The sequence below is a fragment of the Simplicispira sp. GW247-4R2A genome (assembly GCF_059424465.1).
Genome location: NZ_JBWKZM010000022.1, coordinates 1 through 15,004, shown reverse-complemented (window position 1 = coordinate 15,004; position 15,004 = coordinate 1). Strand labels below are relative to the sequence as shown.

Below are 15,004 nucleotides of genomic sequence, written 5' to 3'. Positions count from 1 at the left end.
CGACGCAGCTGCGTCGCGCCGCTCGCACTGGCTGTGCGCGCCAGTGAGAGACCAAAATTACTTCAGCGTTCCCTTGGGCAGCACTTGCACCAGTGAAGCGCGCTGAACTTGCACCTCGACGCCGCTGGCAATCTCCACATGCAGGTACTGCTCGGACAGGCGCGTGATGCGGCCCAGCATACCGCCGCCGATCACCACTTCGTCGCCCTTGGCGACGGCTTCCACCATGGCGCGGTGCTCCTTCTGGCGCTTCATCTGGGGGCGGATCATCACGAAGTACAGCACGATGAACATCAGCACCAGCGGCAGCATGCCGGTGAGCGTGGACATCATGTCGCCACCGGCGGCGGCGGCCGGCGCGGTCTGGGCAAAGGCAGAAGAAATGAACACAGGAAAACTCCAAGGAAAACGGATGGCAGACACGCTGCACTGAAGCTGCGGGCGCAAGAAAGGCGGCTAAACCGCAAGCGCGCCATTGTATGCGGCCCGCTTTGGGCGGGGGCAGCGTGCGGTTTACGGCCCGCTTTGAGTGAGCCTCTACGGATTATTTTTAATAGAAAACAGCCTCTAGCGCTTATGCAGCATGCGCTATTAGCTATCAATATAGGATTGTCTCACGCGAGCTTCTGTTCGGCCCCTGGCGTGCGCCAGCGCGCCATCAGCGCGCTCCACTTGGCACGCGCGGCGCTCAGATGGCGGTCTTTCACGTGGCCGTAGCCGCGAATGTCCTCCGGAATACTGGCGATTTCCACGGCCAGCGCCAGATTCTCGCCGCTGAGCTTGGCCAGCAGCTCATCGATGCAGGCACGGTACTCGCCAATCAGCGCGCGCTCGGTCTGGCGCTCCTGGCTGTAGCCAAACGGGTCGAGCACGCTGCCGCGCAGGCCCTTGAACCGGGCCAGCACGCCAAAGGCCTTGCGCATCCACGGGCCATAGCTTTGCTTGACGAGTTCGCCCTTGTCATTGCGTTTGGCCAGCAAAGGCGGTGCCAGGTGGTGCACCACCTTGTAGTCGCCCTCGAACATACCGGCGATTTTGTCGGTGAAGCTGCGGTCGGTATGCAGGCGCGCGACTTCGTACTCGTCTTTGTAGGCCATGAGCTTGAACAAATAGCGCGCCACGGCTTCCGCAAGGCGCGTGCCGCCCAGCTTTTCCTCTGCTGCTTGAACCTTGGCGACGAAGGCCTGGTAGTCGCCCGCATAGGCTGCGTTCTGGTAGGCCGTGAGGAACTCCACGCGCCGCGCCACCACGCTCGCCAGCGTGGGTTTCTTGACGAATTCAATCACCTGCGCCGGAGCCAACAGCGCCTGCACCGCCGCCAGGTCGTGCGCACAGCGCCGGCCCCACTCGAAAGCGGACTGGTTGTTGGCCACCTGCACACCGTTGAGCTCCATGGCGCGCATCAGCGCCGCGTGCGAGAGCGGCACCCGGCCCTTCTGCCAGGCGTAGCCCAGCATCAGCGGGTTGGTGTAGATGCTGTCGCCCAGCATCTGCGTGGCGACGCGCTCGGCGTCGAAGGTGCCCACCAGCTCGCTGCCGACTGCCGCCGCGATAGCGCTCTCGCACGCCACACCCGGAAACTGCCACTGCGGGTTGGTGACGAAGGCGGCCGTGGGCGTGCTGTGCGTATTGAGCGCAACAAAGGTCCGATCCGGCTGCATCACGGCCAGGCTGGCCGGGTTCGCCGCCACGATGGCGTCGCAACCAATGACCAGATCGGCCTTGGCGATATCGACCTTGGTGGTGTGGATGCTGTCCTGCCGGTTGGCGATCTGCACATGGCTCCAGGTGGCGCCGCCCTTTTGCGCCAGGCCACCGGCATCCTGCGTGACCACGCCCTTGCCGTCGAGGTGCGCCGCCATGCCCAGCAGCGAGCCGATGGTGATGACGCCCGTGCCGCCGACGCCGCCCACCACGATGCCCCAGGGCTGCTCCGCATTCGGTAGCACCGGCTCGGGCACCGGGGGCAGTGCGGCCGCATCGGCTTTGGCCTGCTTCTTCGGCTTCTTGAGCGAACCGCCCTCGATGGTGACAAAACTCGGGCAAAAGCCGTTGACGCAGGAGTAGTCCTTGTTGCAGGTGCTCTGGTTGATCCTGCGCTTACGGCCAAACTCGGTTTCGACCGGTTCCACCGACAGGCAGTTGGATTGGACCGAGCAGTCGCCGCAGCCCTCGCACACCAGCTCGTTGATGAACACCGTCTTGGCGGGCGTGGCGAGCTTGCCGCGCTTCCTGCGCCGGCGCTTTTCGGTGGCGCAGGTCTGGTCGTAGATCAGCACCGTGCAGCCCTTGATTTCGCGCAGCTCGCGCTGGATACGGTCCAATTCATCGCGGTGGTGCACCGTGACGCCGGCCGCCAGCGGCGCGCCGTCGTACTTCTGGGGCTCGTCGGTGACGATAACGATCTTGACCGCGCCTTCGGACTTCACGCTGTTCATGATCTGCAGCACCGAGTGGCCCTCGGGCCGCTCGCCAATCTGCTGGCCGCCCGTCATGGCAACCGCGTCGTTGTAGAGAATCTTGTAGGTGACGTTCACGCCGGCGGCAATGGATTGGCGGATCGCCAGCAGCCCGCTGTGAAAGTACGTGCCGTCGCCCAGGTTGGCAAACACATGCGCGTCCTTGGTGAACGGCGCCTGGCCCACCCAGGTGACGCCCTCGCCGCCCATCTGCGTGAAGGTGCTGGTGGAGCGGTCCATCCACACCGTCATGTAGTGGCAGCCGATGCCGGCCACGGCGCGCGAGCCCTCGGGCACGCGGGTGCTGGTGTTGTGCGGACAGCCGCTGCAGAACCACGGGGCGCGGTCGCCGGTGTCGGCTTTGGGTGCGGCCAGCGCGCGCTCGCGTGCTTCCACGATGGCCAGGCGGCTGTCCATGCGGGCCACCACATCTTCGGGTACGCCGAGTTTTTTGAGGCGCTTGGCAATCGCCTTGGCGATGATCGCCGGCGTCAGGTCGGCCTTGGCGCGCAGCAGCCAGTTCTGGCTGGGGTTGGGCATGGACCATTCACCGCCCTGCCCGTTCTCGCCCTCGGCCTCGTCGAATTTGCCCAGTACCGTGGGGCGCACGTCGGGGCGCCAGTTGTAGAGCTCTTCCTTGATCTGGTACTCGATGACCTGGCGCTTTTCCTCGATCACCAGGATTTCTTGCAGCCCCTTGGCGAAGTCGCGCGTGATGGTGGCCTCCAGCGGCCAGACCACGTTGACCTTGTGCACGCGGATGCCGAGCTGGCGGCAGGTGTCATCATGAAGACCCAGGTCGACCAGCGCCTGGCGCGTGTCGTTGTAGGCCTTGCCACTGGCGATGATGCCGAAGCGGTCATGCGGGCCTTCGATGACGTTGTAGTTGAGCTTGTTGGCACGCACATAGGCCAGCGCCGCGTACCACTTGTAGTCCATCAGGCGCGCTTCCTGCTCCAGCGGCGCGTCGGGCCAGCGGATGTGCAGGCCGCCGGGCGGCATCACGAAGTCTTCGGGCAGCACGATCTTCACGCGGTCCGGGTCCACCGAGACGCTGCTGGACGACTCCACCACCTCCTGAATCGTCTTCATGCCGGACCACACGCCGGAAAAGCGGCTCATGGCAAAGGCGTGCAGTCCCATGTCCAGGATGTCCTGCACATTGCTCGGGAAAAACACCGGCGTGCCGCAGGCCTTGAAGATATGGTCGCTCTGGTGCGGCGCCGTGCTGCTCTTGCTGATGTGGTCGTCGCCGGCAATGGCGATCACGCCGCCGTGCCGGGCCGTGCCAGCCATGTTGGCGTGCTTGAACACGTCGGAACAGCGGTCCACGCCCGGGCCTTTGCCGTACCAGATGCCGAAGACGCCGTCGTATTTTTTGCTCTGCGGGTACAGATCGAGCTGCTGCGTGCCCCACACCGCCGTGGCGCCAAGTTCTTCGTTCACCCCTGGCTGGAAGACGATATGGTTTTCGGCCAAATGCTTTTTGGCCGCCCACAGCGCCTGGTCGTAAGTGCCCAGCGGACTGCCGCGGTAGCCGCTGATGAAGCCGGCGGTGTTCAACCCCACGGCCGCATCGCGCTGGCGCTGCAGCATGGGCAGGCGCACCAGGGCCTGCACGCCGCTCATCATGGCGCGGCCGTGGCCGAGGGTGTATTTGTCTTCCAGACTGACCGTTTCGAGGGCTTTGCGGATGTGCTCGGGCAGGGGCGCATTCATGGGGTTGGTCTCCAGTGATTTCGTGGGTTCGCTGCTGGTGGCGCGAGAAGGTTCGCAGCGGGCACAGCCAGATAAAGCCACGCACCCATTGTGGCAACAAGTGTAGGGGGGTGCTGGCGATAAGTGTTTGCGTTTGATGCTGCAAATGCGCTATGTTCAGCAAGGTTCTTTCTCTTGCATGGCGCTTTGTGGAAACTTTGGACAAATTCGATGTCGCCATCCTGGGCGAGCTGCAGCAGGACGCGCGCCTGACGAATGCGGAACTGGCGCAGCGCGTGGGGCTCTCCGCCGCGCCCTGCTGGCGGCGGGTGCGCGCGCTGGAGCAGGCCGGCTTCATCCTGGGCTACCGGGCCGAAATCGACCGGCGCAAGATTGGCCTGGGCGTGCTGGCCTTTGTGCGGCTGGACGCCGACCGCAACACCGGCGGCGTCACACGCGCCATGGAAGAGGCCATCCGCCAGATTCCCGAAGTGGTGTCCTGCCACTACATCAGCGGCACCGGCACTTTCGAGCTGCAGGTGGTGGCACGCGATCTGGACAGCTTTTCGCAATTCGCGCGCGACGTGCTGCTGCACCTGCCCAACGTGAAAGACATGCACACCAGCTTTTCGCTGGGCGAGGTGAAGGCGGGTGGCGCCCTGCCGCTGTCGCACCTGGGCGGCGGGCGGTAGTCCGGCAAAAATCGGAATCCGCAGCACGCCACATCAACAAAAACTACTGTATTGATAGCTGCCAGCGCTTATGCACAAAGCGCTGGAGGCCAATTTGACTCTTAATTTCTCTGCCTCGGCCACAGCGCCCACAGGCGCAGCGGCTGCTTGAGGCGACCCGCCGTATTCCCTGCCTGCGCGCCCCAGCCCAAGAAGAAGTCGGCCCGCACCGCGCCGACGATGGCACTGCCCGTATCTTGCGCCAGCACCAGGCGCGAGAGCGGCACGAGCGGCCCGGGCGAGGCCAGCCATACCGGTGTGCCGTAGGGGATGCTCGCCTTGTCCACCGCAATCGAGCGCCCCGGCGTCAGCGGCACGCCCTGGGCGCCGCGTGGGCCGAAGGCGGCGTCGAGCGCGTCCATGGGCTCTTCACGGAAGAACACGTAGCGCGGGTTGGCCCAGAGCAGCTCGTTCACCCGCTGTGGGTTCTGCGCCATCCAGGCGCGGATGCCCGGCCAGGTGGCGTCGCGCACCAGGCCCTGGTCGAGCAGCCAGCGGCCGATGCTGCGGTACGGCAGATCGTTGGTCCCGGCGTAGGCGACGCGCACCAGATGGCGGGTGCCGTCGGGCTCCAACAGATTGAGCCGGCCTGAGCCCTGAATGTGCAGCACCATGGCCTCGATCGGATCGCGCAGCCAGGCGATGGCGCGGCCGGCCAGCGCCGCCTGGGCCTGGGGAAGGGTGTCGACTTCCTGGCGCGAATACCAGGGACGGCGACGCCCCAAGTCTGCCGGCGGCGCATACAGCGGCACCGAGAAGCCATTGCCGGGCACACGGGCGGCGTCGTATTCGGGCTCGAAATACCCGGTCAGCAGGCCCTCGCCCCCACCACCCGGCGCTTCGACCCGGTAGGGCTGCAGGCGCGCGACCATCCAGGCACGCTGCTCTTCGGGGCTGGCAATACTGAGCTGGCGCACCTCGCTGCACAGCGGGGCGAATACCGGCGCGGGGCGCTCGCAGCTTTTGATCCAGGCGTTCCAGGCTTCGTACAGGGCATCGTCCGAGAAGCCGGGCAGCGCGCCCCAATGCACCGGCACCCAGTGGCTGCGCGGCTGGGCAAGCGGCGCCGGCAAGGCGGCCGGCTCTCCGGGAAGGGGCGCCACTTCGGCGATCGGTGGCCCGGCGGGCGTGGGCTCTGGCGCGGGCCGACTGGCGCAAGCCGCCAGGCTTCCTACAATCAGGGCCAGGAGCGCACGGCGCAGGAGTGTGACATTCATGGGAGTTATTTTGCTTGAGGCGTTCGGCGCCATGGTGGCGCTGCTGCTCATTGTCTGGTGGACGATGTTTTCGGGGCGGCCGCGCGGCGAACCGCCGCGGCAGCACAAGGAAGACAGCGGCGAGAAAGCAACCGCCAAGGCGCCGCCGCCCTCGGAACCCCCACCGCCCGCCGCCTGACACCGTCGCCCGCGTCCTACAGCGACACGGCCGCTGACGCCGCTGCGGCGCCAGGCGCCTTGGAAAACAATGAAAAGCCAGCCTGCTGCCCACGCGGGGGTGGGCCTTTTCCTGTATTTGCCAAGGAGTTCCGACATGCACCATTCCCGAATCCTCGCCGCCGCCGCCACCGCGCTCCTCATCACCGGCTGCGCCAATATGGACGACACCCAGCGCCGCACGGCCACCGGCGCAGGCGTCGGCGCGCTCGCCGGCGCAGTCATTGGCTCAGCCACCGGCGGCAGCGCAGGCACCGGCGCCGTGCTGGGCGCGGGCGTAGGAGCGCTGGGCACCTATATCTGGTCACGCAACATGGAAAACCAGCGCCGCAGCATGGAGCAGGCGACCCGCGGCACTGGCGTCGGCGTGACGCAGACGGCCGACAACCAGCTGCGCCTGGAGATTCCGAGCGATATTTCCTTCGATACGAACAGCAGCAACATTCGCGGTGCCTTCCGCCCGCTGCTGGACCAGTTCGCCCAGGGCCTGCGCGACAACCCACACACCGAGGTGCGCATCGTCGGCCACACCGACAGCACCGGCAGCGACGCCGTGAACGACCCGCTGTCGGTGGACCGCGCCGCCAGCACGCGCAGCTACCTGGCCGCGCGCGGTGTGGACCCGGCGCGCATCCGTATCGAAGGCCATGGCTCGCACCAGCCGGTGGCCAGCAACGATACGGCACAAGGCCGGGCACAGAACCGCCGCGTCGAAATTTACGTTGGCGAGCCCGGCAGAGGCTAAAAAACCCGGTGCGAAAGCGCCGGCAACTGGCGCCGCACCTCGTCCAGCCGCGCCGGGTCGGCGTCCGCCAGGACCATGCCGGCCCCATCCGGCAGTGCCTCCAGCACCTTGCCCCAGGGGTCGGCCACCAGGCTCTGGCCCCAGGTGCGGCGGCCATTCTCGTGCCGGCCGCCTTGCGCCGCGGCCAATACAAAGGCCTGGTTTTCAATCGCGCGGGCACGCAGCAGCACCTCCCAATGGGCGCTGCCAGTGGTCCACGTGAACGCAGCCGGCACCACGAGCAGGTCAGCACCTGCTTGCGCGTGCAACCGGTAGAACTCAGGAAAGCGCAGGTCGTAGCAGATGGACAGGCCGACGCACCAATCCCGGCCACTGCGGTCGGTGAGATGCAGCTGCACTGGCGCGCCACCCGGCTCTATGGTTCGGCTCTCGTCGATGTGTTCGTCGCCGTGCGCCAGCCGGAACAAGTGCACCTTGTCGTAGCGCGCCACGCACTCGCCTTGGGGCGAAAACGCCAGCGAACTGTTGCGCACGCGCTCTGGGTCGCTGCAGGCGAGCGGCAGCGTGCCGCCGACAATCCACAGGCCAAGTTCCTGCGCGGCACGCGCCAGAAACGCTTGTACGGGGCCGTCGCCCGGCTGCTCTGCATGGCCAAGCTTGTCGCGCTCGCGCAGCCCCATGGCCGAAAAATACTCGGGCAGCACCGCCAGTTCGGCGCCGCCCGCGGCAGCGCGCTCCAGCAGAGCGCGGGCAGTGGCGAGGTTGTCCGGCACGCGCGGCCCAGACACCATTTGTAGGGCAGCGATTTTCATGGTTTTTCCTCCAACGCTTCGGCAGCAGCCGCAGACGGAGTGGGTGCGGGCGCAGGCTCCGGCGGCGCCTGCAGAAGCCGCCTGGGGAGTTTCGTTACTTCCGGGTCGCTCCAGGTTCCGTGCACGGAAAACTCCTGTGTAGCGGCCGCGATCAAGGGTCCGCGCAGAAACACCTGCGCAAGAAAGCTGCCCAGGCCCACCACAGGGTTGATGGCGGTGGCCACGAGCGAGGCGGTCAGCGCATTGATTTCCGGCACGACCACCACGTGCAGGTCCTGCGTCTCGTGCTCGATGTCGGCGCTGCCTTCCATGAGCACTGCGGCGTTGACGCCCTTCATCTGCAGGTTGTTGGTCGTGGCGACACCGCGTGCGATGCGCACGTCGCCGCGCACGAAATCAAAGGCAAACCCCTGGCTGAAGATGTCCCGAAAGTCGAGCGCGAAACGGCGCGGAAGCGATTGCAGGCTGAGCACGCCCAGCAGCTTGGCCAGACCTGGCTCGGCCTTGAGGAACTGCCCCGTACCGACGTCAAGATGGACCTGCCCCGTCATGGATCGGTAATCGGGGCTGATGGGGGCGCCCAGCCAGGCGATCTGCCCCTCCATGCGCCCGCGCCCACGCCGCACCACGTCCTGCATGCCAAAGCGCCCCAGCAGTGCGCCGGCGTCGCGGATATCCAGCGCGAAGCCGAGCACGGTGCGCCGCTGCGGCGCGGCGGCATCGGCCTTTCCTGGCTGCGGACCCGTGTGCACGCCTGCGGCCTGTACCTGCGTCCAGTTGCCGCTGGCGGTGAACACCGCATCGGGGTTGGAGAGGTTGAACTTGGCCAGCCGCCATTCGCGCTGCGCATCTTCGCCGCCGCGGTTGCGGGCATCGATTTCAAGGCGCCCGAGCTTGCGCCCGCGCAGCTCGAAGGCCTCGGCGACGATGTCGAGCGCCGGCAGGCTGGCGGGCTGCTCGTCGAGCAGGGCGTCGATCTGCGTGGCCGCGCTCTCCGGCACGGAAAGGCGCGAAAGCCGCGCAAAAAGCCCGCCCGCGCCCTGGTTGCCGCTCGCCGCCTGGCGGTATTCGAGGTAGCCGGCCAGTTCCTGCGCGTCGAGGTTGGCGCGCCACACCGCCCCCTCGTGCGAGCCGCCCACCACCAGACTGTGCAAGGTGCGGCCGTCCAGGCGCAGGCTGCCCGCCTGCAGAGCGAAAATGTCGGGCAGGTAGCGCTGCAATGCGCCTGGAACGGCGGAAGTCGCGCTGGGGGCGCCAACGGCCTTCGTGCCATCCCCCGGAGCCGCCAGCGCGGCCTGCCAGGCGTCCAGGTCCAGGTCACCAAAGCGCAGGTTCGCCTCGACGCCTTTCTCCGGCAGAGTGCGCAGTTGGACATCCGGCACCCCCAACGCAATGCTGCCGCGCAGCACCTCGGGTGCAGCGTTGCCCAACTGGCGCAGATAGGTCAGCGCGGCCAGCGAGCCTACTTCCACGCTCAGCCTGTCCTGCAGAGCAGTCGCCTCTGCAGGGAGGGCCAGCGAGGCCGCGGTCAACTGGTTCTCAAAGCGCACGGACAAGCTGCTGTCGGCCGATTTGGCGAGCGGCGCGGGCAAGTCAAGCGCCATCCCCTGCAGGCCCGTGGTCAGCAGCACTTCCGGCACCCCACGGCGCACGGTGAGCGCCAGCGTATACGGGGCCGTCCCCGTGGCGTGGCGCGCCAGCGCCGAAAGCAGGCCCAGTTCGCTGGCCTGTTGCAGACCCAGGGCGCTGGCCGTTCCCTGGGCACGCAATTGCACACCGGCGCCCTCCGGCGCCCCCCGCATGCCGCCCTCGATACGCACCTCGCCGCCCAGCGCCTGCGCCTGCACGCCCGAGAGCGAGAAGCCGCTTTCCGTGAACTGGACGCTGCCGCGCGCGCGTGCCAGCAGCGGCGTATCGGGCGTGATGCGCACGTCGTTCCCGGCCAGCTGCAGGTTGCCCTGCACTTTGGATGCTTGCAGTTCACTGATCGGCAGATGCAGGCGCAGGTGCAACTGACCGCTGCCCGTGCCACTGGCCTGCGCCAGCGCACCGCCTGTCATGTGTGCCAGGGGCGATGCCGCGACAAAGCCCAACAATTGCGCCAGGGGGCCGCGCGCGTCCGCCGCCACGCTGACCACGCTGTGCGAGAAGTCGGGAATGCTGGCCTCGACATTGCGTGCCTCGACACCTGGCAGACCAGCAAAGCTTCCGACCGCGCCCTTCACCTGCATGCCTGCGCGCTCGAAAATCAACTCGCCCGAGAGTTTCACCAGCGCCGGCCAGGGGGCCTCGCCTGCCGCTTGCAACTGCGGCGGCACATAGGCATAGGTCACGCCGTTGACACGCGCCGCAATGCGGAAATCCCCCTGGTGCGGGTCGGTGAAGGGCATGTCGTGCAGATCCCCCCGCACCCGGAACGTGACGCTGCTGGCGCGTCCGGTCTGCACGGCGTCGCGCACATAGTGGCGTGCCTCGGCAGGGACCGATAGCGGCAGGTAGCGGTGCACGCGCGTACCGTCGGCGCGGGTCAACTGCCCACGCAGGTCGAGCACGCCAGGAAAGCGTGCCTTGGAAGGCGACTTGGCCGGGTCGCTGGTGTGCCAGCTGGCACGCGCTTCGCCGGCGGCGTCGGCATTGGCAAACTGCGCCCGTGGCACTTCGACCGAGATACGCTCACCGGCCAGCTTCCAGGTCACATCGGCATGCAGTTCGTCCAGCGGGAGCGTGGCGTCCTCGAACACGTTCGGCAGCACCAGGGCGCCGCCAGTCATTTGCAGCGCCGCCTTGCCGCCTAGCTGCGTCAGGTCGAAATCCACGTCCAGTCCGCGCACCCCCGGCGGGGCCTGCTCGCCCGGCGCCAGCGCCTCGCCTGCCGCGGGCGTAGCGGCCAGGGCCAGCGCGCTGACGCGCCCGCGCGCCTCGTAGCTCTGCGGCGCTTCAAGCGCCCCCTGCCAGCGCGCGGCAATGCGTTCCACCAGGCCGCTGGGTGCGTAGCGGTGGAGCTGGGCATGCACCTCCTTGGAAAACGGCAGCCGCTCGGCAATGCGCGCGAGCGCCGCAAGATCGAGCTGGTCGGCGTCGAACTGCCCGCGTGCCACGGCCCCACGCTGCGCCTGCTGGTAAGACAGACGCAGGTTGCCGCCAGGCCAGTTCCCGTCCTCGCTGGCAAAGCGCAGGCCTTGCGTGAAGATTTGAAAGCCTGCTGCATCGCGCTGGCCGCCCACGCGGCCCTGAACGCCGTGCAGGACCAAGGGCTCGAGCTCCGGGGCGAGGCGCAAATCGAGCTGTGCAATGGCGACATCCGCTGCGCCGCCCCTGGCCTGGCCATGCTCCACGTCCAGCCAGGCGCGCAGGGCCCCGGCACCCTGCGTGAGCGCGACCTGACCCAAATCCACATGGCGCCCAAGCTGCGACACGTCCACTTGCGGAAAAGAGGCATACACCTGCCCGCTCCACTGTTGCCAGCGCCCGCTGTGCACCGACAGCAGCGGCTCGCGCATGCGCGCCATCAGCGTGAAACGCTCGCCAAAGCCAGCCGGCGGCGTGGCATCGATCCGTGCGGCGTGGCGCCAATTGCCATTGCGCAGCAACACCTCCACGTTGTCCAGCGAGAGCGGCGGCGCACCGCGCAGTTCGTCGGTCCAGCGCACCCGCCCGCCGCGCACCACCACCTCGGGCTGGGAAAAAAGCCAGTCCGCCGCCCCGCTGCCCTCGCCTGCTGCGCTGAGGTCCAAGCCCGCCACCCAGATATGCCCATCCGGCGTGCGCCGCACGTCCAGGTCTGGGCCTTGAATGAAAAGCTGTTCGAACTCCAGGCTCAGCAGCGAGCGGGGAGAGAGGGCGACCACGACCTGCTTGAGGTGCAGCGCCTCGCGGCCCTGGGCATCGAGCAAGGCCAGATCACCCAGTTCCAACGTGGGAATGACGCCCTCGGTCCGCGCGCTGATCGAGCCCAGCCGCACGGGCACGCCCAGGGCCTGCTCGGCGCGCGCCTCGATGAACGCACGGTATTGCCCGATACGCGGCACAATCCAGCCGTGAAGTACGCCCCAGGCGACCGCCAGCAGCAAACTGAACGCCAGCAGCAGACCCAGTGACCACCGCGCGAACAGCGCCACCAGTTTCAGGAGGCGTGTGGGGTGGGCAACAGGTTCTGTCATGTTTTGGCGGGAGCTGACAAGAATTATGACCCGCTGAGGGCGCCCAGGGGTTCTAGAACCCGAGACCCATCCGCAGCACCAGAGGTGCCGCACAGGCCATGCCCATAGAACTGCCCGCCCGCGCCGCCGCCACGACCGAACCGGCCGCCCATTCCCGGTTTTTCCAGCGCTTGCACCGCCGCTATGCGGCTGAAATGGCGCTGCTGCCAGCGGGTATGCCGGTGCGGGAGGCCATGGAAACCGCCCTGGCAGCGCTGCGCGCCCAGGGCCACGCGCTGCCGGTGGCGCTGCGCATCCTGCGCCAGATCGTGCTCGAACGCACCATGCGGCTCGACTGCGCCGGACAGGCGAATCTGGCCGACGTCACGCACGCCATGACCGATCTCGCCGAGCTGGCCCTGGACGAAGCCTGCCGACACGCCCGCGCCGAGCTCGACAGCCGCCACGGCGCCCCGCAAGGGGAAGGCGGTGCCTTTGTCGATCTGTGGGTGATCGGCATGGGCAAGCTCGGAGCGCGCGAGCTCAATGTGTCGAGCGACATCGACCTGATCTATGTCTACGCCTGCGACGGCGAGACCGCGGGCACCGCCGAGGGGCGCGGCCGCATCTCGCACCACGAATACTTCGCCCACGCGGTGAAGATGATCTACGCCCTGGTGGGCGAAGTCACCGAGCACGGCTGCGTGTTCCGTGTCGACCTGGCCCTGCGGCCCAACGGCAATTCGGGCCCGGCTGCCGTATCGCTCGCGGCACTGGAGGAGTACCTGCAGGTGCAGGGGCGCGAATGGGAGCGCTTTGCCTGGCTCAAGAGCCGCGTGGTGGCGCCGCGCGCGAGCATCACCGGCGAGGGCGTGCAGGCGCTGCGCGGCGTGGTGCTGCCCTTCGTGTTCCGCCGCTACCTGGACTACAGCGTGTTCGATGCACTGCGCGCCCTGCACCGCCAGATTCGCGAGCACGCGGCGCGGCGCAGCGCCGGCCACCCGGAGCGGGCCAACGACGTCAAGCTCTCGCGCGGCGGCATACGCGAGATTGAATTTACCGTGCAGTTGCTGCAGGTGGTGCGCGGCGGCCAGTTTCCCGAACTGCGCCGGCGCCCCACGCTGGATGCGCTGCCGCGTATCGCCCAGGCCGGGCTGATGCCGCCAGAGACGGCCGAGGCACTGGCGCGTGCCTATGTCTTCCTGCGCCGGGTAGAGCACCGCATCCAGTACCTGGACGACCTGCAAACGCACATCCTGCCGACGCGCGACGACGACCTGGCCTGGATTGCCGACACCTTGGGAAGTGCCAACTGCTGCGCTTTCCTGCACGAACTGGACGCGCACCGCGAACTCGTGGCAGAGGAGTTCGACAAGCTGCTCGGCGGCGAGGAGCGCGGTTGCAACGGCAAGCGCTGCACGCCGCGCAACGCAGCCGGCGAGGCCATGGCCAGCGCCCCCGACCTGGAAGGCCTGATCGAGGCGCTCCCCGGGCAGCTCCAAGAGCGCGTCGCGGAATGGCGCAGCAACCCGCGCGTGACCGCTCTGCGCCACGAGGCCCGCGTGCGCCTGCTGCGCCTGGTGCAGCGCACCGCCCAGTGGGTCACCGAGGGCCGCGTCAGCGAGGAAGCCGCCGTTCGCCTCGTCGACTGGCTTGAAACGCTGTTGCGCCGCGAGAGCTACCTGGCGCTGTTGCTGGAACGCCCGGCGGTGCACGAGCAGTTGCTGCACCTGCTGGGCGCCGCCCGTTGGCCGGCACGCTACCTGCAGCAGCACCCCGGGGTGATCGACGAGCTGGCCGGCACCGAGATGCTGGCCGAGCGCTTCGTGCCCGCCGACTTTGAACGCGATTTGGAGCTGCGCCGCCACTCGCTGCAATCGACCCAGGAAGACGACGACGAAGCCTTGCTCGACCTGCTGCGCCGCGCCCACCACGCGGAAACCTTCCGCACCCTGGCGCGCGACCTGGAAGGCCGCATCACCGTCGAGCAGGTGGCCGACGACCTGAGCGCCCTGGCCGACAGCGTGCTGCGCCTGACCGCGCGCTGGTGCTGGGAGCGGCTGCGCGGCCGCCACCGCGAAGTGCCGCAGTTCGGCATCATTGGCTACGGCAAGCTCGGCGGCAAAGAGCTGGGCTACGGCAGCGACCTGGACATCGTGTTCGTTTTTGACGATGACGACGAGAACGCCCCCGAGATCTACGCGGCCTTCGTGCGCAAGCTCATCAACTGGCTCACCGTGAAGACCGGCGAGGGCGATTTGTTCGAAATCGACACCGCCCTGCGCCCCAACGGCAACTCAGGCCTGCTCGTCACGAGCTTCGAAGCCTTTGCCAACTACCAGGAACGGCGCGGCAGCAACACCGCCTGGACCTGGGAGCACCAGGCCATGACGCGGGCGCGCTTCGTGCTTGGCAGCCCCGAGCTGGAACGCCGCTTTGACGCGGTGCGCACCGCCGTGGTCACCGCCGAACGCGACCCCGTCGCGCTGGCGCAGGAAATCACCACCATGCGCGAACGCGTGCGCGCCGCCCACCCGGTGCCGGCGGGCAGCTTTGATGTGAAGCACAGCCAGGGCGGCATGGTGGACGCGGAGTTCGCGATGCAGTTTCTGGTGCTGTCGCAATCACGCACACACCACGCTCTGGTGGAGAACAAAGGCAATATCGCTTTGCTGCAGATCGCGGAAGACGCCGGCCTGCTGCCAGCAGGCGTGGGGGCAGCGGCCGGTGCCGCCTACCGGCGCCTGCGCCAGATACAGCACCGCGCACGCTTGAACGAAGAGCCCACCCGCGTGCCGCCAGAGACCGTGCAAGCCGAGCGCGAGGCCGTCCTGGCGCTGTGGGCTGCGGTATTCTCGGCATGACGGGCCGCACCCAAATAACTACAAAAATAATAGCTGTAAGCGCTTTATGGATAAGCGCTAGCGGCCAATTTTGCTAAAAACCTAGCCCCTTGGGCTGGCGCCTGCACCTGTTCGGCCCCCAGC

Annotated in this window: 9 protein-coding genes; 4 read left to right on the top strand and 5 right to left on the bottom strand. The window is 67.5% G+C overall.

The features are described 5' to 3' along the window. Positions 1-57: 57 nt before the first annotated feature. Both yajC and AC07ZH_RS14655 read right to left on the bottom strand, forming a co-directional pair. Positions 58-390, bottom strand: a complete 333-nt coding sequence (gene yajC / locus AC07ZH_RS14660; protein ID WP_119109835.1) for a preprotein translocase subunit YajC — start codon at positions 388-390, stop codon at positions 58-60. A 224-nt stretch (positions 391-614) separates the two neighbouring features. After that, the gene (locus tag AC07ZH_RS14655) at positions 615-4,178 is read right to left on the bottom strand and encodes an indolepyruvate ferredoxin oxidoreductase family protein (RefSeq protein ID WP_495200362.1); all 3,564 of its coding nucleotides are present in this window, start codon (positions 4,176-4,178) and stop codon (positions 615-617) included. Between the two features lie 188 nt (positions 4,179-4,366). Here AC07ZH_RS14655 and AC07ZH_RS14650 point away from each other — a divergent pair, with 188 nt between their 5' ends. Next, entirely contained in the window at positions 4,367-4,849 is a 483-nt protein-coding gene (locus tag AC07ZH_RS14650) for an Lrp/AsnC family transcriptional regulator (RefSeq protein WP_495200396.1), read from the top strand. Between the two features lie 101 nt (positions 4,850-4,950). On the opposite strand, the gene mltA is transcribed toward AC07ZH_RS14650, so the two are convergent. After that, positions 4,951-6,105: a murein transglycosylase A gene (gene mltA / locus AC07ZH_RS14645; RefSeq protein ID WP_495200361.1), complete on the bottom strand. Its 1,155-nt coding sequence runs from the start codon at positions 6,103-6,105 to the stop codon at positions 4,951-4,953. Here mltA and AC07ZH_RS14640 point away from each other — a divergent pair. Further along, positions 6,104-6,283 (top strand): hypothetical protein, encoded by a 180-nt coding sequence (locus tag AC07ZH_RS14640; protein WP_495200360.1) that lies wholly within the window; start codon positions 6,104-6,106, stop codon positions 6,281-6,283. The two genes, mltA and AC07ZH_RS14640, sit on opposite strands and share 2 nt — an antisense overlap. A 135-nt stretch (positions 6,284-6,418) precedes the next feature. Further along, complete coding sequence (locus AC07ZH_RS14635) at positions 6,419-7,066, top strand: YiaD family glycine zipper/OmpA-like lipoprotein (protein WP_119109832.1); 648 nt, start codon at positions 6,419-6,421, stop codon at positions 7,064-7,066. Here AC07ZH_RS14635 and AC07ZH_RS14630 read toward each other — a convergent pair. Both AC07ZH_RS14630 and AC07ZH_RS14625 read right to left on the bottom strand, forming a co-directional pair. Then, the gene (locus AC07ZH_RS14630; protein WP_495200359.1) at positions 7,063-7,878 is read right to left on the bottom strand and encodes a carbon-nitrogen hydrolase family protein; all 816 of its coding nucleotides are present in this window, start codon (positions 7,876-7,878) and stop codon (positions 7,063-7,065) included. The genes AC07ZH_RS14635 and AC07ZH_RS14630 overlap by 4 nt on opposite strands. Beyond that, entirely contained in the window at positions 7,875-12,038 is a 4,164-nt protein-coding gene (locus AC07ZH_RS14625; RefSeq protein WP_495200358.1) for a YhdP family protein, read from the bottom strand. The genes AC07ZH_RS14630 and AC07ZH_RS14625 overlap by 4 nt, the downstream gene beginning before the upstream one ends. A 98-nt stretch (positions 12,039-12,136) precedes the next feature. On the opposite strand from AC07ZH_RS14625, the gene glnE reads away from it, so the two are divergent. Further along, positions 12,137-14,881 carry a bifunctional [glutamate--ammonia ligase]-adenylyl-L-tyrosine phosphorylase/[glutamate--ammonia-ligase] adenylyltransferase gene (gene glnE, locus AC07ZH_RS14620; RefSeq protein ID WP_495200357.1) on the top strand — a complete coding sequence of 915 codons (2,745 nt, stop codon included), beginning with the start codon at positions 12,137-12,139 and terminating at the stop codon, positions 14,879-14,881. The last annotated feature ends 123 nt before the right edge of the window (positions 14,882-15,004 follow it).

What these genes read in the sequence shown, in the direction of transcription:
- AC07ZH_RS14655 (WP_495200362.1), bottom strand. Translation starts at nt 4,178, where the DNA reads ATGAATGCGCCCCTGCCCGAGCACATCCGCAAAGCCCTCGAAACGGTC.
- AC07ZH_RS14640 (WP_495200360.1), top strand. Translation starts at nt 6,104, where the DNA reads ATGGGAGTTATTTTGCTTGAGGCGTTCGGCGCCATGGTGGCGCTGCTG.
- mltA (WP_495200361.1), bottom strand. Translation starts at nt 6,105, where the DNA reads ATGAATGTCACACTCCTGCGCCGTGCGCTCCTGGCCCTGATTGTAGGA.
- AC07ZH_RS14635 (WP_119109832.1), top strand. Translation starts at nt 6,419, where the DNA reads ATGCACCATTCCCGAATCCTCGCCGCCGCCGCCACCGCGCTCCTCATC.
- AC07ZH_RS14630 (WP_495200359.1), bottom strand. Translation starts at nt 7,878, where the DNA reads ATGAAAATCGCTGCCCTACAAATGGTGTCTGGGCCGCGCGTGCCGGAC.
- AC07ZH_RS14625 (WP_495200358.1), bottom strand. Translation starts at nt 12,038, where the DNA reads ATGACAGAACCTGTTGCCCACCCCACACGCCTCCTGAAACTGGTGGCG.
- glnE (WP_495200357.1), top strand. Translation starts at nt 12,137, where the DNA reads ATGCCCATAGAACTGCCCGCCCGCGCCGCCGCCACGACCGAACCGGCC.